This window comes from Rathayibacter sp. VKM Ac-2926, from assembly GCF_022815565.1.
Lineage (GTDB): Bacteria > Actinomycetota > Actinomycetes > Actinomycetales > Microbacteriaceae > Rathayibacter > Rathayibacter festucae.
This window is the reverse complement of the sequence record NZ_JALGRS010000006.1, coordinates 1-18,696: the sequence shown is the minus strand read 5'-3', so window position 1 is coordinate 18,696 and position 18,696 is coordinate 1. Positions and strand designations below refer to the sequence as shown.

Here is an 18,696-nt window from a genome sequence, read left to right as displayed (position 1 = left end):
CTAGAACAGCGGCCACGGCACGGCGGGCATGCTGCCGCGCGGTGCCGGGAAGCGGCCGGAGGAGCGGAGCCGGTCGCAGCGCTTCGCGAACGTCGCGATCTCCTCGTCCAGCAGCAGCTCGGACAGCGCCGCGCCGAGCGGCCCGTCGATCGCCGAGCGCAGCCGCTTCAGCGCCGAGAGCTCGTCGCCGGTCAGCGGCTCGCCGACCCAGCCCCAGAGCACCGTCCGCAGCTTGTGCTCCACGTGGAAGGTCAGCCCGTGGTCGACGCCGTAGCGGTGCCCGCCCGGCATCTCGAGCACGTGCCCGCCCTTGCGGTCCGCGTTGTTGACCACGACGTCGAAGACGGCCATCCGCCGCAGCGCCGCCGAGTCCTCGTGCACGAGCGAGATGTCGCGGTCCTCGGCGTCGCTGCCGTCGAGGACGTGCCGCCAGCCCTCGGGCACCGCGTCCGCCGGCACCAGGTCGACGGCGTCCTGCTCCGGATCGATGTCCTGCCAGAGCTGCACCATGCCGACGCCCAGCGGACCCTCGCGGAGCCAGGTGCGCGGCACGACGTTCCAGCCCAGCGCCTGGGAGGCGAGGTAGGCCGAGACCTCGCGGCCCGCGAGCTGCCCGTCCGGGAAGTCCCAGAGCGGCTTCTCCCCGGCCACCGGCTTGTAGACGACGGAGGTGCCGCCGATGCTGCCGAGGAACGTCGCGTTCGAGGCGACCGTGATCCGGCCGGTCAGCTCCAGCTCGCCGCTCTGCAGCTCGGTGTCGGCGGGCAGCTCGATGCCGGGCTGCTCGGCGCCGGGCAGCTCGTGCTCGGCGGCCGGCTCGGACGCGTCGGTCATGTGAGCGGGCAGTCGTGCCCGTCGGGGTCCATCGGCTCGCCGCAGCGCGGGCAGAGCGGACGGCCGGCGCCGACGATCTCGAGCGTGCGCTTGGCGAAGGCGCGGGCGGTGCCGACCGGGATGCGCACCTGCAGCATCTCGTCGGGCAGCGTGGGGGAGTCGTCGATGCTGAGGTCGTCCTCGTCGTCGCCCTCGACCACCGGGTACGCCTCGATGACGACCTGCGCCGTCGACGGATCCCAGCCGAGGCTGAGGCTGCCGACGCGGAACTCGGCCGCGACCGGCTGGTCGAGCGGCTCGTTGTCGACGAGCTCGGGCGGAGTGCCGGGCGGCACGCTCGCCGGGTTGCCCTCCGCGGACATCAGCTGGTCGAGGATCTCGTCGATCTTCTCCGCGAGCAGCGCCGACTGCTGCTTCTCCAGCCCGACGCTGACGACGCGCGGCCCGGTCCGGGCCTGCAGGTAGAAGGAGCGGGAGCCGGGGGAGCCGATCGTCCCCACGACGACGCGGTCCGGCCAGTCGAATCCGTGCACGATGGGCATGCCCCCAGTCTACGAGCGCCCGCCTGACCCACCCCTGCACGCCGCCGCAGCCGCCCTTGCGGGCGCCGCCCCTTCTCACTGATCGCGCAGCGAAGCCGTTTCGCGTCTCGGTGGTGAGGGAGAGGACGCGAGGCGCCCCTTCCATGTTGGTCGAGTAGCCCCGCAGGGGCGTATCGAGACCCACCACCGTCAGCAGGGCGGTTCTGCAGACTCGCGTTCCGACAGTGCTGGATCTCGATACGCCGCGCCGCGCCTACGCGGGCACCTGCATGCTGATCGAGTAGCCCGCGCAGCGGGCGTATCGAGATCCACCCCGCACAACATCAGCTGAGAGCGGTGTCCCTCCCCCCACAGCCGAGGCCCGCCCCTCTCAGCTGATGTTCTGCGCCGCTACTCGTGCCCCGCCCCGCCCCCGACCGGCGCCTCGGCCTCGGCCGGCGCCGGCGCCCGCAGCCAGCCCAGGTCGCCGGCCTCCGTGTTCATCGCGATCACGTCCGGCCGCCCCGCGCCGTAGCGGATGATCGACACCGACGCCGGCCCGACCGACAACCGCTGGAAGAGATCGAGGTGCATGCCGAGCGCGTCGGCCAGCACCGCCTTGATGATGTCGCCGTGGCTGACCGCCGCCCACACCGCGTTCGCCCCGTGCTCCGCCGTGACCGCCGCGTCGTGCCGTCGGATCGCCGCGACCGCCCGAGCCTGCATCCCCGCGAGCCCCTCACCCCCCGGGAACACCGCCGCCGACGGCTGGTTCTGCACGACCGCCCACATCGGCTCCTTGGCGAGGTCCCGGAGCGAGCGCCCCTGCCAGTCGCCGTAGTCGCACTCGGTGATCCCCTTCTCGATCGGCGTCGCCGGCGAGCCGTCCTGGCGCTCGAGCAGGTACCGCGCCGTCTGCCGGCAGCGCTCGAGCGGACTCGACACGACCGCGGCGAGCGGGACCGCGGCCAGCCGCTCCCCGGTGCGCGCGGCCTGCGTGCGCCCGACGTCGTCGAGCCGGACACCGGCAGTGCGTCCGGCGAGGATCCCGGCGGTGTTGGCCGTGGTGCGCCCGTGACGGACGAGAAGGAGCGTGGGCATGCGGCTCAGCCTAGACACGCCCCCTCTGCGCCTCCTCAGGAGCCCGACCCACCTCCGGCTCGCTGTCCCACCTCCGGCTCGCCGACTCCGCCGATTCCCGCGAGCCGAGCGCGTTCCGACGAGCCGAAGGCCCCCGCGAACCACCTCCGGCTCGTGATCCGTCTCCGGCTCGCAGATTCGGCTCATCCCCGCGAGCCGGAGTCGTATCGACGAGCCGGAGGTGCCGAGCCCTGACCTACGGCTCGCGGTTCCACCCCCGGCTCGCGGAACCCGCCGGTTCGAGCGAGCCGAGCGCGGTTCGACGAGCCCGACACACCCGGAGTCACCTCCGGCTCGCGATCACCGCTTCGGCTCGCCGTATCCGCCGATTCCAGCGAGCCCGGCGGGTACCTACGAGCCGAAGGTCCTCCGCCCGGCTGCCGGCCACTCCTCCCCGCGATTGATGCCGCGCAATCGGACCCTCGCTACCGTTGAGGAGCGGCCGCCCACCGCGGCCCCGTGAACACAGGCACCGAAGGGACTCCCATGGACGGGACGAACGGCACGACGCCCATTGGCACCCCGCAGCACGCGACCGGCACCCCGCAGCACGCGACCGACTCCCCGCAGGACGGCGTCGATCGGCACGACGCGACCGCGGCCGTCGCGAGCCCGAGCACCGCGACCCCGAGCACCGCGACCCCCGCCCCCGCCTGGGCGGCCCCCGATGCCACCGGCCGCCAGGACGAGATCGCCCTCCGCATCCGCGGCCTCCGCAAGCGCTTCGGCGACAAGGAGGCCGTCGCCGGCATCGACCTCGACGTGCCGGCCGGCTCCTTCTTCGGCCTCGTCGGCCCCAACGGCGCCGGCAAGACGACCACCCTCTCGATGGCGACCGCCCTGCTCCGCCCCGACGCGGGCACCGTCACCATCCACGACGTCGACGTCTGGCGCGACACCCTCGAGGCCAAGCGGCTGATCGGCGTGCTCGCCGACGGCGTCAAGCTCTTCGACCGCCTCACCGGCCTGCAGCTGATCACCTACTACGGCCTGCTCTGCGGCATCGACCGCCCGACCGTCCTCGAGCGCGCCGGCGACCTGCTCGCCCTGCTCGGCCTCGATCCCGCCGACCGCACCCTCGTCGTCGACTACTCCGCCGGCATGACCAAGAAGATCGCGCTCGCCTGCGCCCTCGTCCGCGCCCCGCGGCTGCTGGTGCTCGACGAGCCCTTCGAGTCCGTCGACCCGGTCTCCGCCGCGAACATCCGCGACATCCTCACCGGCTACGTCGCCTCCGGCGGCACCGTCATCGTCTCCAGCCACTCCATGGACCTCGTCGAGCGGATGTGCGACCGCGTCGCCGTCATCGCCGACGGCCGGGTCCTCGCCGCCGGAACGCTGGAGGAGGTCCGCGCCGGCTCCAGCCTCGAGGAGCGCTTCGTCGACCTCGTCGGCGGCCGCACCCACCAGGAGGGCCCGGCATGGTTGCGCATCTCCTGAGGCTGCGCCTGCTGCTGCTGCGCAACACGCTCACCCGCAACGTCTGGCAGCTGATCGGTGTGATCTTCGGCGGGCTCTACGCGGTCGGCGTGCTCGGCCTCGTGGTCGTCGGGCTGATCGCGCTCGGCGCCTCCGACCCGGCGTTCGCGAACGTCGCCCTGATCCTCGGCGGCTCCGCGCTGCTGCTGGGCTGGGTCCTCGGTCCGATCTTCGTCTCCGGCTCGGACCAGAGCCTGGACCTGCCGACCCTGGCGACCTTCCCGATCCCGCTGCGCACCCTGATGCTCGGCCTCGCCGCCGCGGGCCTCGCGGGCTTCCCCGGGATCGTCACCTCGCTGGGCGCGCTCGCCTCCGCGGCGGCCTGGTGGAGCAACCCCGTCGGCATCCTCCCCGGCCTCGTCTCGGCGGTCGTCGGCGTCGCCACCTGCGTGGTCGCCTCGCGCCTCATCGGCGCGCTGACCACCGGCCTCGGCTCGAGCCGCCGCTACCGCGAGGTGATCGGCGGCGTCGTCCTGGTCGTCGTGATCCTGCTCGGACCGCTGTTCATCGGACTGACGAACGTGATCAGCGACGGCCTCGACACGCTCCCCGTCGTCGCCTCGGCCCTCGGCTGGTCGCCGCTCGGCGCGATCTGGGGCGTCCCCGGCGCGATCGTCGCGGGGGAGTGGGCGGTCGCCCTCGGCCGCTTCGCGATCGGCGTCGCCACCCTCGCCGTCGTGATCTGGCTCTGGGCCCGCGCGCTGCGGCACGCGCTGGCCGAGCCGGCCGCGTCCTCCTCGCAGGCTGCCTCGGGCGCGCAGGGCATCGGTCTCCTCGGCCGCTTCCCCGGCACCCCGACCGGCGCGATCGCCGCGCGGGCCCTCGGCTACTGGTGGCGCGACCCGCGCTACAGCCGCGGCCTGCTGGTGATCCCCGCGGTCGTCGTGCTGGCCGTCTTCTACAGCGCGCTGCAGGGCGGCGGCTCGATGCTGGTCGTCCTCTCCTCCCTCTTCATCGCCCTGATCTTCGGCGTGACCCTCTGCGCCGACGTCTCCTACGACGGCACCGCCTGGGCCGCGCACGTCAGCTCCGGAGTCGCCGGCTCGGCCGACCGCGCCGGCCGCGTCATCGCCGCCGGCCTGATCGGCGTGCCGGCCGTCCTGATCGTCACCGTCGGCACCTGCCTCTACGCGGGTCGGCCGGAGTCGATCCCCGCCGTCCTCGGCATGTCGCTCGCGCTGGTGCTCAGCGGCTTCGGCGTCTCGAGCGTCGCGTCCGCGCTGGTCGTCTACCCCGTGCCGGCCCCCGGCGACAGCCCGCTGAAGACCCCGCCCGGCTCCGGGATGATCTCGAGCGTCGTGATGCTCGGCAGCATGGGTGCGACCGCCCTGCTCTCGCTGCCCTCGCTGATCCTCGGCACGATCTCGCTGGTCGGCGGCAGCCTCGGCTTCGGTCTCGGCGCGCTCGCCGCCGCCGTGGTCCTCGGCGCCGTGCTCGCCCTCGTCGGCATCCGCCTCGGCGGCCGCATCCTCGACCGCCGCGCCCCGGAGCTGCTGTCAGCCCTGGTGACCATCGGCTGACCCGCGCCCGTCGCCGCCCGCCCCGTCCCCGCCCCGTCCCCACCCCGTCCCCACCCCGTCCCCACCCCCTCTCCACAAGTTGCGGTAGTCGCGCCCCACTACCGCAACTTCTGGAGAGTCGCGCGGCCTCCGCGCTCCGGACCGGGCGGGGACGCGTCGACTACGCGAAAGTTGCGGTAGCCGCCGTCGACTACCGCAACTTCTGGAGGTTCGCGCGGCCCCGCGGGCACGGACCACCCCTCTCACCTCTCCCGCCCTCCCGAAGTTGTCGTACTCGCGCGCCCTGTACGACGACTTCCGAGCACCCGCCGACCTTCCGTGGCCCGCGCGCCGTGTATTCGGTCGAGTACGCGAAAGTTGCGGTACTCGGCGTCGACTACCGCAACTTCCGGAGGGTCGCGCGTCCGCGGGCACGGACGGACGGCCGCGGCCCTCCCGCCCTCCAGAAGTTGTCGTACTCGCGCGCCCAGTACGACGACTTCTGCGCACTCGCCGACCTTCCGTGTCCCGCGCGCCGTGATTCGGTCGAGTACGCAAAAGTTGCGGTACTCGCCGTCGACTACCGCAACTTGTGGAGGGGCGCGAAGCCGGGCAGGCGCCCGGGACCATGGAGACGCGTCGAGTACGCAGTAGTTGCGGTAGTCGCCGTCGACCACCGCAACTTCTGGAGGGTCGCGCGGTCGCGCGGGCGCGGACCGGGCGAGCGGCCGAGAGCGGCCCGGCCGGCGCGGCAGGATGGGGGCATGCGCAGCCTCGAAGTCCTCCTCGACCCGGAGTCGGAGGCCCGGATCCGCGGCCAGTGGGAGGCGCTCGAGGCGGCCGGCATCCCGAGCCTCGCGCTGCACACGTCCGCCAGCAACCGCCCGCACCTCACCCTCCTCGCCGGCCCCGAGCTGGCACCGCCGCCGCCCGGCGCGCTCGGCGAGCTCCCGGCGACCGTCGAGCTCGGCGCCGTGCTGCTGTTCCCGCACGCCGACCGCTTCGTGCTGGCCTGGGGAGCCGTCCGCTCGCCCGCCTTCGACGCCCTGCACGCCCGCGCGACCGAGCTGATGCCCGGCGCCGTGCCCACCTCGCTGCCCGAGTCCTGGACCCCGCACATCAGCGTGTCCCGCCGCCTCCGCGCCGAGCAGCTCGGCCGGGCCGTCCCCCTCCTCGGCGAGCCCTTCCCCGTCGGCCTCGCGAGCATCCGCTTCTGGGACGGCGACACCAAGACCATCACCGACCTCTGACCCCGCCGGTCTCCCGCCGACCCCGCCGACCCCTAGCCCCGCCCGCCCGCTTCCCGTCGACCTCCGGCTCGTGATTCCACTCCCGGCTCGTGGAATCGATCGGTTCCTGCGTGCCGAAGGTGCTTCCGCGTGCCGAAGCCGCGTACCGCCCACCTCCGGCTCGTGATTCGACCTCCGGCTCGTGGAATAGACCGGTTCCTGCGTGCCGAAGGTGCTTCCGCGTGCCGAAGCCGAGTACCGCCGACCTCCGGCTCCTGATTCGACCTCCGGCTCGTGGAATCGACCGGTTCCTGCGTGCCGAAGATGCTTCCGCGTGCCGAAGCCGCGTACCGCCCATCTCCGGCTCGCGATTCCACCTCCGGCTCGCCGAATCGACCGATTTCCGCGTGCCCGAGGCCGTTCCGCGAGCCGAAGGCACCCCGGCGCCCGCCATTCCGCCCGCCCGCCCCTCCTCCCCAACCCCGCACCTGCCGCGACCCTCCCCAGAACGCCGCTCGCCCGGGGCCGCGTCGGAGGCGCCGGGTAGAGTTCCACGGGTGACTGAGCCGACCACGACCGCCCTCTCGACCGCCGAGCGCCCCACCGCGGACGCCCCGGCCGGCTCCTCCGCCGAGGCCCAGGAGATCCTCGAGCGGGTCTTCGGCTACGGCTCGTTCCGCGGTGAGCAGCAGGCCATCGTCGAGCAGGTCATCGGCGGCGGCGACGCGGTCGTGCTGATGCCCACGGGCGGCGGCAAGTCGCTCTGCTACCAGATCCCGTCGATCGTCCGGCCCGGCACCGGCGTCGTCGTCTCGCCGCTGATCGCCCTGATGCAGGACCAGGTCGACGCCCTGCGCGCGAACGGCGTCCGCGCCGAGTTCCTCAACTCCACCCAGGACATGGGCGAGCGCCAGCGCGTCGAGCGCGCCTACCTCGACGGCGAGCTCGACCTCCTCTACGTCGCCCCCGAGCGCCTCGGCAACGAGGGCACCAAGCAGTTCCTCGCCCGCGGCCGCATCGCCCTGTTCGCCATCGACGAGGCGCACTGCGTGAGCCAGTGGGGCCACGACTTCCGCCCCGACTACCTCGCCCTCGGCGAGCTGGCCGAGCGCTGGCCCGACGTCCCGCGCATCGCCCTCACCGCGACCGCCACCGAGGCGACCCACCGCGAGATCACCACCCGCCTGCACCTCGGCGCGGCCCGCCACTTCATCTCCAGCTTCGACCGTCCCAACATCCAGTACCGGATCGTCAACAAGGTCGAGCCGCGCAAGCAGCTGATCGACTTCCTCAAGCGCGAGCACGCCGACGACGCGGGCATCGTCTACGCGCTCTCCCGCAAGAGCGTGGAGGCGACGGCCGAGGCCCTGCGCGCGGCCGGCTTCGACGCGGTCGCGTACCACGCGGGTCTCGACGCCCGGGTCCGAGCCGCCGCGCAGTCGCGCTTCCTCCGCGAGGAGGGCGTCATCGTCTGCGCCACCATCGCCTTCGGCATGGGCATCGACAAGCCGGACGTCCGCTTCGTGGCGCACATCGACCTGCCGAAGTCGGTCGAGGGCTACTACCAGGAGACGGGTCGCGCCGGCCGCGACGGCCTGCCCTCCACCGCCTGGCTCGCCTACGGCCTGCAGGACGTCGTCCAGCAGCGCCGGATGATCGACGAGTCCCCGGGCGACCTCGCGCACCGGCGGCGGATGTCCGCGCACCTCGACGCGATGCTCGCCCTCTCCGAGACGGTGCAGTGCCGCCGGATGAACCTCCTCGCCTACTTCGGCCAGGAGAGCACCCCCTGCGGCAACTGCGACACCTGCCTCGAGCCGCCGGCCTCGTGGGACGGCACGGTCGCCGCGCAGAAGTTCCTCTCGACGGTGGTGCGGCTCAAGCGCGAGCGCAACCAGCAGTTCGGCGCCGGCCACATCATCGACATCCTGCGCGGCAAGACCACCCCGCGGACGACCCAGCACAAGCACGACTCGATCGCGACCTGGGGGATCGGCGCCGACCTCAGCGACACCCAGTGGCGCGGAGTCGCCCGGCAGCTCCTCGCGCAGAGCCTGCTCGGCGTGAACGACGACGGCTTCGGCACGCTCGTGCTCACCCCCGAGTCGTCGTCCGTGCTGAGCGGCGAGCGCAAGGTCGAGCTGCGGCAGGAGCCCGAGCGCCCCGCGCGCTCGAGCGGCTCGTCGCGCTCCGGCCGCTCCACCGTCTCCGACCTCTCGGCCGAGGCGCAGCCCCTGTTCGAGCGGCTCCGGGAGTGGCGCGTCGCCCAGGCCCGCGCGCAGTCGGTCCCGGCCTACGTCGTCTTCAACGATGCGACCCTCCGCGAGATCGCCACGGTCGAGCCGACCACCATCGACGCCCTCAGCGTCATCGGCGGCGTCGGCCAGAAGAAGCTGATCACCTACGGCGCGGCGGTGCTCGCCGTCGTCGCGGGCGAGACTCCCGCGATCGCCGAGCCCGACGAGAACCAGGAGGCGGCCCCCGCGAGGCGTCAGCCCGCGGCGCGGTCGACGGCCGGCCGGTCGTCCGGCGCCCGCCCGTCCTTCGGCGGCGAGCGGTCCGGCCCGCCCGTGTCCTCGGCCCCGCCGGAGGACGACTGGGTCCCGCCGGAGGAGCCCGACGAGGACCCCGGCTGGGACACCTATTGAGCCCGCCGCGGCCCTGAGCCCGAGGCGACGCTGATCTCATGAACGGGCTGACCTCGCGGCGCCGACCCCGCGTCGACGCCGACTCCGCGATGCCTCCCCGCGTCGACGCTTGGTCGGCTGTCGAGCCGAGCTGCGCCGCTCAGGTCCCCGAGCCGACCGTCGCCATCCAGCCGCCGATCACGGTGCAGCCGAACGACAGCGCGAGCCCCGCGATGGGCACCCAGAACGCGATCCGCCGCCGCACCAGCAGCACGATGGAGACTGCGACAGCCGCGAGGAACGGCACCCACACCCCGCCGGCCGCGACGAGCACGCCCCAGCCGATCAGGTCGGTGTCGCAGTCGTTCGAGCCCCCGCAGGCGTCGCTCGCCATCGCGAAGAACAGTCCGAAGTAGGACAGCAGAAGCGTCGCCCCGAGCGCGCACAGGATCAGCACCATCGTCAGCACGAGGTCCCAGACCCGCACCGGGCGCCGCTGCCGGGCCGCAGTCCACGGTGTGCCGGGCCCCGAGGGCCGCGCCGACTCCAGTGCCTGCACCGCCTCCATCGAGGTGGGCGGCCGCCAGTCCGGCCGGCTCTCGCGACGGGGCGGCGGGGGCGGAGGCAGCTGCGGCTCGCTCATGCCCCGAGCCTAGCCACGCCCCACCCGCCACCCCAGGGCTCCGACATGCTGGTCGAGTAGCCGCCGCAGGCGGCGTATCGAGACCCACCCTCCTCAGCAGGCCGGGTCTGCAAGCCAGCCGTTCGACGATGGTGGATCTCGATACGCCCGCTCCGCGGGCTACTCGATCAGCACGTCTCGGCGCATGTGTCCGCTTCCATGCTGGTCGAGCAGCCCCGCAGGGCGTATCGAGACCCGCCCTCCCAGGCACGACGCGTCCGCAGACCCGAGCCTCACCACCGGCGGATCCGCCTCCCGCTCCGCTGGCCGGTTCCGACAACCCGCCCCCGCCCGCTCCCGCCGCCCTTTGTGGCCGCGCGACGGAACGTTTCCGCGATCCGCCGACCCGACCTAGCGTGCAGGAGCACCGCCTCCCGACGCACTGCAGCGACGGGATCGACCGCTCGATCCTCCGCTCCGGCCGATCGCGAGCGGTCCGAGCCGAAGACGGTCGAAGGGATCCTCCTCATGAGCACCACAGCGCCCCGCCCCCACTCCGCCGCCGACGCCGCCGACCGCGCCGGATCGCGCCCCCGGGTCCGCCGCTCCCGCTCCGGCCCGATCACCCCGCCGCCGCCCGTCGACGTGCTCGGCAGCGAGGTCGACGCCCGGCTCGACGAGGACGGCGCCCCCGGCGTCGACGTCGCGGCCCTCGGCGAGCTGCTGCTCGGCGAGTGGCGCGAGCAGCGCCTCGCCACCCGCGCCCTCACCTCCCGCCCCGAGCTGCACCGGACCGACGGCCTCCCGATGGCCGAGCACCGCGCCCGGGTCACGCAGCAGATGAGCATCCTCGCGGCGGAGGGCGGCGTGCACCGCGCCTTCCCGGTCGCGCTCGGCGGCGACGCCGATCACGGCGGCAACATCGCCGGCTTCGAGGAGCTGGTCACCGCCGACCCGTCGCTGCAGATCAAGTCGGGCGTGCAGTGGGGGCTCTTCGGCGCCGCCGTCCTGCACCTCGGCACGCAGCCGCACCACGAGAAGTGGCTGCCGGGCATCATGAGCCTCGAGATCCCCGGCGCCTTCGCGATGACCGAGACCGGGCACGGCTCCGACGTCGCCTCGATCGCGACCTCGGCGACCTTCGACGAGGAGGCCGGCGACTTCGTCCTGACCACCCCGTTCCGCGCCGCATGGAAGGACTACCTCGGAAACGCCGCCGTCGACGGCCGGGCCGCCGTCGTCTTCGCGCAGCTCGTCACCCGCGGCGTGAACCACGGTGTGCACGCGTTCTACGTGCCGATCCGCGACGAGGAGGGCGCGTTCCTCCCCGGCGTCGGCGGCGAGGACGACGGCCTCAAGGGCGGGCTGAACGGCATCGACAACGGCCGCCTGCACTTCGACCACGTCCGCGTGCCGCGCGAGAACCTGCTCAACCGCTACGGCGACGTCGCGGCGGACGGCAGCTACTCCTCGCCGATCGCGAGCCCGGGCCGCCGCTTCTTCACCATGCTCGGCACGCTCGTGCAGGGCCGCGTCTCGCTCGACGGCGCCTCGGTCGCCGCGTCGAAGATCGCGCTGACGATCGCGATCACCTACGGCGACCAGCGCCGGCAGTTCACCGGCGGCGGCGACCGCGAGGAGGTGCTGCTCGACTACCAGCGGCACCAGCGCCGACTGCTGCCGCGCCTGGCGACGACCTACGCGGCGGGCTTCGCGCACGACAGGCTGCTGCGCGCCTTCGACGACGTCTTCTCCGGCAGGAACGACACCGACGAGTCGCGCCAGGATCTCGAGACGCTCGCCGCGGGGCTCAAGGCGCTGTCGACCTGGCACGCCCTCGACACCCTGCAGGAGGCGCGCGAGGCCTGCGGCGGCGCCGGCTTCCTCGCCGAGAACCGGCTCACTCAGCTGCGCGCCGACCTCGACGTCTACGCGACGTTCGAGGGCGACAACACCGTGCTGCTGCAGCTCGTCGCCAAGCGACTGCTGACCGACGTCGGCCGCCGCTTCAAGAACGCGCAGCCGGGGGAGCTGGCCCGCTACGCCGTCGGCCAGGTCGCCGGAGCGACGGTCAACAACTCCGGACTGCGGCGGCTCGCGCAGGTCGTCGCCGACCGCGGCTCGACCGCCCGCTCCGTCGGCCAGCTCCGCGACGAGCAGCGCGAGCTGCTCACGGACCGCGTCGAGAGCATGGTCTCGGGAGTCGCGTCCCACCTGCGCTCGGCGTCGAAGCTGCCCGCCGACGAGGCCGCCCGCCTCTTCAACGCGCACCAGAGCGAGCTGATCGAGGCCGCCCGCGCGCACGCCGAGCTTCTGCAGTGGGAGGCGTTCACCGAGGCGCTCGCCACGATCGAGGACGACGGGACGCGCACGGTGCTGACCTGGCTCCGCGACCTCTTCGGCCTCGAGCTGATCGAGAAGCACCTCGCCTGGTACCTGCTGCACGGCCGGCTCTCGTCGCAGCGGGCGCTCGCGGTGACCTCCTACATCGACCGCCTGCTCGCGCGCCTCCGCCCGCACGCCGGCGACCTGGTCGCCGCGTTCGGCTACCGCCCCGAGCACATCCGCGCGTCGATCGCGAGCGGCGCCGAGTCGACCCGCCAGGAGGAGGCGCACGCCTGGTACGAGGCCGCCCGCGCGGACGGCACCCTCCCCACCCCCGAGAAGTCGCCCAAGCGCTGACCCCCTCCGCGAGATACCACATGTGCACGCGACACGCCGTGAGAAGCGTGCCCAAGTGGCATCTCGCGGCCTGCGTCAGCGCTCCAGGAAGGCCAGGGCGGCGTCGCGCTCGGCGCGGAGCTCGAGGACGGACTCGTCGATCTTGGCGCGCGAGTGGGCGTCGATCTCCAGGCCCGGGATGATGCGCCACTCGCCATCGACCGAGCGGACGGGGAACGAGGAGATCAGGCCCTCCTCCACACCGTAGGAGCCGTCCGACTCGACCGCCGCGGAGGTCCACTCGGTGCCGGTGACCCAGTCGTGCACGTGGTCGATCGCGGCAGACGCGGCCGAGGCGGCGGAAGAGGCTCCGCGCACCTCGATGATCTCGGCGCCGCGCTTGGCGACCCGCGGCTCGAACTCCTCGTGCAGCCAGGCGGTGTCGACGAGGTCGGTCACGGGCCGGCCGTCGACGACTGCGTGGCTGACGTCCGGGTACTGCGAGGCGGAGTGGTTGCCCCAGATCGTGACGCCGGAGACGGCGTCGACCGGAGCGTCGAGCTTCGCGGCGAGCTGCGCGACCGCGCGGTTGTGGTCGAGGCGGGTCATCGCGGTGAAGCGCCCGGCCGGGATGTCCGGGGCGCTCGCGCGGGCGATCCAGGCGTTGGTGTTGGCCGGGTTGCCGACCACGAGCACACGGATGTCGTCGGCGGCGTGCTCGTTCAGCGCGGCGCCCTGCGGACCGAAGATGCCGGCGTTCGCCGCGAGGAGGTCGGCGCGCTCCATGCCTGCCGAGCGCGGGCGGGCGCCGACGAGCAGGGCGACGCTCGCGCCGTCGAACGCGGCGGCCGGGTCGTCGGTGACCTCGATGCCGCGCAGCAGCCCGAACGCGCCGTCCTGGAGCTCGAGCGCGGTGCCGGCCGCGGAGCGCAGGCCGGCGGGGATCTCGAGGAGGCTCAGCCGGACCGGGACGTCGGGCCCGAGGAGCTGCCCGGAGGCGATGCGGAACAGGAGCGCGTAGCCGATCGCGCCCCCCGCTCCCGTGACGGCGACGGTGACGGGGGTGCGCTGCATGCTCATGCGGCCGACGCTAGTCCGGCCGCCTGCGCGCCGCATCGGAAGCGGGGTCCCGAGACGCGCTGCGCGTTGCTCGACCCGCGCAAGGAGCGGCTGTCGCCGCGCTCTCCTCTCGTGCCCGCGCATGCTGTCGCTCTCCCTCGCCGGCGCGCTCCCGTGCATGCTGGTCGAGTAGCCGCGGCATGCGGCGTATCGAGACCCCACCCCTTCGATCCTTGACCGTTAGACCGCTAACCATTAGAGTTCTGAGCATGCAGGAACCCCGCGACCGCCCCACCTCCGGACTCGAGCTCGTCCGCTGGCTCGCGTGGGCGCAGCGCAAGGCCGGCGAGGACTGGATCCGCGCCCGCGAGCTCAGCCACGAGCAGGCCTTCGTCCTCGGCTACCTCGCGCAGACGCCCGGCGTCATCCAGCGCGAGATCGCCGAGGTCAGCCGAACGAGTCCCGCGAGCGTCACGAGCCTCCTGCAGGGGCTCGAGCGCCGCGGTCTCGTCGAGCGGCGCACCGAGGGAGGCGACGACCGCCGCAAGCGGGTCTACGCGACTCCCGCGGGCGCCGAGCTCATCGCCGGGTTCGAGGAGGCCATGCTCGCCGCCGACGAGACCCTCCTCGCACCCCTCGACCCCGAGGAGCGCGCCACCCTGCAGGCGCTCCTGACCAAGATCACCGCGGTCCTCCCGCCCCCCACCCGCTAGGCGTCCGGGCGCTCCGCCCCCGCCTCCCGTTCCGCCCTCCTCGCGCGCCGCTCCCTCGCGCGCCTCCTCACCGCGCCCTCCGCGGTGCCCCGACCGCGCCCTCCTCGGCGCGCCCTCCCTCCTCGCGCCGTGCCGGCGACCCTCGGCGCGCGCTCGACCCTGCCCGGAAGAAGCCCAGCCATGTCCAGCAGCGACACCCCCACCGACACCACCCCCGCCGACACCACGCCCACCACCACCACCCCGCCCCCCGCCGCCCCCGGCACCGACCGCTGGTACCTCTCCTCCGCCCCGATCGTCCGCGCCCTCGTGCACCTCTGCGTGCCGATGGCCGCCGCGATGATCGTCTCCGCCGTCTACAGCGTCATCAACGCCGGCGTCGTCGGCTCGCTGCACGACGCGACCCTGCTCGCCGCGATCACCCTCGGCTCCCCGCTGCTCGGGCTGGTGATGGCCGTCGGCGGAGTCTTCGGCGTCGGCGGCAGCGCGCTCATCTCGCGCCTGCTCGGCGCCTCCGAGCGCGACCCCGAGAAGGCGGGCGAGATCAAGCACGTCGCCTCCTTCGCGCTCTGGGGCTCGATCCTCACCGGCGCCGTCCTCGGCGGCCTCGGCCTGCTCCTGCTCGGTCCGCTGGTCGCCCTCCTCGGCGCGGACTCCACCACGGCCGCCGCGACCGGCGCCTTCACCGCGGTCACCCTCGCCTTCGTGCCCGTGCTCGCCGCCTCGTTCTGCCTCGAGCAGCTGGTGCGGGCGGAGGGCGCGGCCCGCCAGGTCATGATCGGCCTGCTCCTCTCGACCGTCGCGAACCTCGTCCTCGACGTCCTCTTCATCCTGGTGCTGCACCTCGGAGTCGCCGGGGCGGCGCTCGCCGTGGGCCTCGCCAACCTGCTCGTCGTCGGCTACTTCGCCCTCTGGCTCCAGCGCCGGAGCGAGCACATCGACCTCTCGCCGCGCTGGTTCACCCTGCGCGCGAGCGTGCTGAAGCCCGTCTTCGGCGTCGGCGCCGGCGAGCTGCTGCAGTCGGGCTTCCTGATCGTGACCGCGCTCGTGCTCAACAACCTCGCCGCGGCCTACGGCGACGGACCGCTCGCGGCCATGGGCGTCGCGGTCCGCATCGCCCAGGTCCCCGAGTTCCTGGTGATGGGCATCACCCTCGGCGTGCTGCCGCTGCTCGCCTACTCCTACGGCAAGGGCGACCGCGAGCGCCTGCGCGCGGCGGTCCGCGGGGCCGCCGTCGCGGTCGGGACGATCACCGTGCTCGCGGCCGCCGCCCTCTGGCTGCTGCACGAGCCGGTGCTCGCGGTCTTCGCCGACGACCCCGCCGTGCTGACCCTCGGCGCCGTGGTGCTCGCGGCGCAGCTCGTGGCGATGATCGCGAACGGCTTCGCGGGGCTGCTCACCTCGCTGTTCCAAGCCACCGGCCGCGCGCTCGCCGCGACGACCATGTCGCTCACCCAGGGCGTGCTCTTCGTCCCGGTCGTGCTGCTCGGGAACCTCTGGTTCGGACTCGGCGGCATCATCTGGGCGCTGACCGCCACCGAGGTGCTCGTCCTCGTCGCCGGAGCCGTGCTCTGGCTCGCCTCCCGCCGCGCCATCGACCGCGGCCTGGCCGAGGGTGACGCCGAGCGCGCCGAGGCGGTCCTCGAGCAGGCCTGACGCCGCCCCGGATGCGCAACCCCCGGGCGCATCCGGGGCCGGGCCGCGTGAAATCGCCTTCCCCGACCCTGATCGTCAGTAGTGTGCGGCCCATGCGCACTCTGTACCCCGAGATCGAGCCCTTCCACACCGGGATGCTCGACGTCGGCGACGGCCACGAGATCTACTGGGAGGCCTCGGGCAATCCCGAGGGCAAGCCCGTCGTCTTCCTGCACGGCGGACCGGGCGCCGGCGCCTCGGCCACCCACCGCCGCCTGTTCGACCCGGAGAAGTACCGGATCGTGCTCCTCGACCAGCGGATGTGCGGCCGCTCCACCCCGCACGCGAGCGAGCCGGACGCCGACCTCTCCACCAACACCACCTGGTACCTCGTCTCCGATCTCGAGAAGCTCCGCGAGCACCTCGACATCGAGCGCTGGCAGGTCTTCGGCGGCTCCTGGGGCTCCACGCTGGCCCTCGCCTACGCCGAGTCGCACCCCGAGCGCGTCACCGAGATCGTCCTCCGCGGGATCTTCACCCTCCGCCGGGCCGAACTCGAGTGGTTCTACGAGGGCGGCGCCGCCGCGGTCTACCCGGACCTCTGGGAGGGCTACACCTCGGTGATCCCGGCGGGCACGAGCGGCAGTCTGATCGGGGCCTACTACCGGCTGCTGCACGACGCCGACCCGGCCGTGCACGGCCCCGCCGGCGTCGCCTGGACCACCTGGGAGTCCTCGACCATCACGCTCCTGCAGAAGCCGGAGATGATCGAGGCCTGGTCCGACCCCGCCTTCGCCCTGGCCTTCGCGCGGATCGAGAACCACTACTTCGTGCACAAGGGCTGGCTGGAGGAGGGGCAGCTGATCCGCGACGTCGGCGTGCTCCGCGGCATCCCGGCCGTCATCGTCCAGGGCCGCTACGACATGTGCACGCCCGCGTTCACCGCGTGGGACCTGCACAGGGCCTGGCCCGAGGCGGACTTCCACCTGATCCCGGACGCCGGCCACGCGTTCGACGAGCCGGGCATCCTCGACGCCCTGATCGAGGCGACCGACCGCTTCGCCTCCTGAGGCGATCGGCGGCCCCGTCCCGCCCGGCCGGCGGGGCGGACTAGCCTGGGCGGATGCGCGCGGACGACGGCAACGGGATGGACGGCTGGCCCACGGGCCGCCTCCTCGCCACCGCGTCCCGGATGGTCGAGCACGCCTGGCACGGCGCGCTCGCCGAGATCGGCCTCACCCACGCGGGCCTGGTCGTGCTGCACCTGCTGCAAGCAGGGCCGGCCGCGCAGAAGGAGCTGGCCGCCTCCGCGCACGTCGAGGTGCAGACCATGTCGCGCACGATCGAGCGCCTCGAGCGCGAGGGGCACGTCTCCCGCGTGAGCGACTCCGCCGACCGCCGTCGGCAGCTGGTGTCGCTGACGGACAAGGGCCGCGAGGCCTGGCAGCGCGCGCACCGGCTCGAGGTCGACATGCTGCCCGGGACCCTCGATCACGGTCCGCTGCGCGAGGCGCTGCTCGACATCATCCGCGACGCGAGCGAGTCGCGCTGGGGCTGATCCGCCCGAGCCGTCCGGGCCGTCCGCAACCCCGGGCAGCGTGTCCTCGGTCGGCGCTAGTTTGACCGCATGACCTTCAACGACGACTCCCAGCTCAGCGGCGGCAAGGTCCGCCGGCGCGGCCGCACCACCGGCATCGCGGTCGGCGGAGGCGCCGTGGGCGTCGTCGTCCTCGCCCTGCTCTCGCAGCTGCTCGGGGTCGACCTGTCCGGGCTCGGCGGTCTCGTCGGCGGTGGCGGCGGATCCTCGCCGGAGCAGATCACCAGCACGGCCGTCGCCTGCGACAGCGGCGCCGATGCCAACGCCGAGGTCGACTGCCGGCTCGAAGGCGCGGCGGAGTCGCTCGACCGCTACTGGGCCGGCGCGGCGGGCTCCGTCGGGGCGACCTACACGACGACCGGCGGAGTGATCGTCTTCGAGGACCAGACCAGCACGGGCTGCGGCAACGCCACCGCCGCGGTGGGCCCGTTCTACTGCCCGCCGGACCAGACGATCTACCTCGACACCGACTTCTTCGACGAGCTGCGCACCCGCTTCGACACCTCGGGCGGCTCGCTCGCGCAGATGTACATCCTGGCTCACGAGTGGGGCCACCACATCCAGAGCCTGACCGGCGCGATGGAGTCGGCCGACCGCAGCGGCACCGGCCCCGACTCCGACTCCGTGCGCCTCGAGCTGCAGGCCGACTGCTACGCCGGCGCCTGGGTCGGAGACGCCTCGACCGTGCCCGACGAGACCGGGACTCCCTATCTGAAGCCCGTGACGCAGGAGCAGTACCGCGACGCCCTGAGTGCCGCCGCGGCCGTCGGCGACGACCGCATCCAGGAGCAGGCGACCGGCACCGTCGACCCCGAGGGCTGGACCCACGGCTCCGCCGAGCAGCGCCAGCGCTGGTTCCAGGCCGGCTTCGACGCCGACGCCACCGCCTGCGACACCTTCGCCGTCGCGGGCTCCGCCCTCTGACCCCACCCCGCAGCGGCCCCGCGTTCATGCTGGTCGAGCAGCCCCGAAGGGGCGTATCGAGACCCACCGTCTCAGACACGGTGGATCTACTTGGAAAGGGATGGTGACCTTTCACGCGGTTCTGGGGGTGAGGGTGACGTCGTAGCCGAGGGTCGC

General features: G+C 73.5%; 15 protein-coding genes. 10 read left to right on the top strand and 5 right to left on the bottom strand.

Annotated features, from left to right (window positions below):
- From MT351_RS09680 to MT351_RS09670, 3 genes are all read right to left on the bottom strand, one after another.
- Complete coding sequence (locus MT351_RS09680; protein WP_207901713.1) at positions 1-768, bottom strand: SCO1664 family protein; 768 nt, start codon at positions 766-768, stop codon at positions 1-3.
- Positions 769-830: 62 nt separating this feature from the next.
- A complete protein-coding gene (locus MT351_RS09675) occupies positions 831-1,376 on the bottom strand; it encodes a DUF3090 domain-containing protein (protein WP_123732666.1) in 546 nt (181 codons plus the stop codon).
- Positions 1,377-1,766: 390 nt separating this feature from the next.
- Positions 1,767-2,456: a histidine phosphatase family protein gene (locus tag MT351_RS09670; protein ID WP_132436938.1), complete on the bottom strand. Its 690-nt coding sequence runs from the start codon at positions 2,454-2,456 to the stop codon at positions 1,767-1,769.
- A gap of 525 nt (positions 2,457-2,981) precedes the next feature.
- Here MT351_RS09670 and MT351_RS09665 point away from each other — a divergent pair.
- From MT351_RS09665 to recQ, 4 genes are all read left to right on the top strand, one after another.
- Positions 2,982-3,935 carry an ABC transporter ATP-binding protein gene (locus MT351_RS09665; protein WP_243582058.1) on the top strand — a complete coding sequence of 318 codons (954 nt, stop codon included), beginning with the start codon at positions 2,982-2,984 and terminating at the stop codon, positions 3,933-3,935.
- The gene (locus MT351_RS09660; RefSeq protein ID WP_243582057.1) at positions 3,917-5,494 is read left to right on the top strand and encodes a transporter; all 1,578 of its coding nucleotides are present in this window, start codon (positions 3,917-3,919) and stop codon (positions 5,492-5,494) included. Before MT351_RS09665 ends, MT351_RS09660 begins: the two co-directional genes overlap by 19 nt.
- A gap of 743 nt (positions 5,495-6,237) precedes the next feature.
- Complete coding sequence (locus tag MT351_RS09655) at positions 6,238-6,723, top strand: 2'-5' RNA ligase family protein (protein WP_123736597.1); 486 nt, start codon at positions 6,238-6,240, stop codon at positions 6,721-6,723.
- A gap of 431 nt (positions 6,724-7,154) precedes the next feature.
- On the top strand, positions 7,155-9,350 hold the full coding sequence (recQ, locus tag MT351_RS09650; RefSeq protein WP_374204766.1) for a DNA helicase RecQ: 2,196 nt from the start codon (positions 7,155-7,157) through the stop codon (positions 9,348-9,350).
- A gap of 139 nt (positions 9,351-9,489) precedes the next feature.
- Here the strand turns inward: recQ and MT351_RS09645 are convergent, their stop codons facing one another.
- The gene (locus tag MT351_RS09645; RefSeq protein WP_132436946.1) at positions 9,490-9,972 is read right to left on the bottom strand and encodes a DUF6264 family protein; all 483 of its coding nucleotides are present in this window, start codon (positions 9,970-9,972) and stop codon (positions 9,490-9,492) included.
- A 507-nt stretch (positions 9,973-10,479) separates the two neighbouring features.
- Here MT351_RS09645 and MT351_RS09640 point away from each other — a divergent pair.
- Positions 10,480-12,633 carry an acyl-CoA dehydrogenase gene (locus MT351_RS09640; RefSeq protein ID WP_243582055.1) on the top strand — a complete coding sequence of 718 codons (2,154 nt, stop codon included), beginning with the start codon at positions 10,480-10,482 and terminating at the stop codon, positions 12,631-12,633.
- A gap of 75 nt (positions 12,634-12,708) precedes the next feature.
- Here the strand turns inward: MT351_RS09640 and MT351_RS09635 are convergent, their stop codons facing one another.
- A complete protein-coding gene (locus MT351_RS09635; RefSeq protein ID WP_308197737.1) occupies positions 12,709-13,686 on the bottom strand; it encodes a malate dehydrogenase in 978 nt (325 codons plus the stop codon).
- A 254-nt stretch (positions 13,687-13,940) separates the two neighbouring features.
- Here MT351_RS09635 and MT351_RS09630 point away from each other — a divergent pair, with 254 nt between their 5' ends.
- From MT351_RS09630 to MT351_RS09610, 5 genes are all read left to right on the top strand, one after another.
- Positions 13,941-14,384: a MarR family winged helix-turn-helix transcriptional regulator gene (locus MT351_RS09630; RefSeq protein ID WP_123446820.1), complete on the top strand. Its 444-nt coding sequence runs from the start codon at positions 13,941-13,943 to the stop codon at positions 14,382-14,384.
- A gap of 180 nt (positions 14,385-14,564) precedes the next feature.
- On the top strand, positions 14,565-16,040 hold the full coding sequence (locus MT351_RS09625; protein ID WP_243582053.1) for an MATE family efflux transporter: 1,476 nt from the start codon (positions 14,565-14,567) through the stop codon (positions 16,038-16,040).
- Between the two features lie 92 nt (positions 16,041-16,132).
- A complete protein-coding gene (pip, locus tag MT351_RS09620; RefSeq protein ID WP_243582052.1) occupies positions 16,133-17,089 on the top strand; it encodes a prolyl aminopeptidase in 957 nt (318 codons plus the stop codon).
- Between the two features lie 53 nt (positions 17,090-17,142).
- Complete coding sequence (locus MT351_RS09615) at positions 17,143-17,577, top strand: MarR family winged helix-turn-helix transcriptional regulator (protein ID WP_243582051.1); 435 nt, start codon at positions 17,143-17,145, stop codon at positions 17,575-17,577.
- Between the two features lie 69 nt (positions 17,578-17,646).
- Complete coding sequence (locus tag MT351_RS09610) at positions 17,647-18,540, top strand: neutral zinc metallopeptidase (RefSeq protein ID WP_123736601.1); 894 nt, start codon at positions 17,647-17,649, stop codon at positions 18,538-18,540.
- The last annotated feature ends 156 nt before the right edge of the window (positions 18,541-18,696 follow it).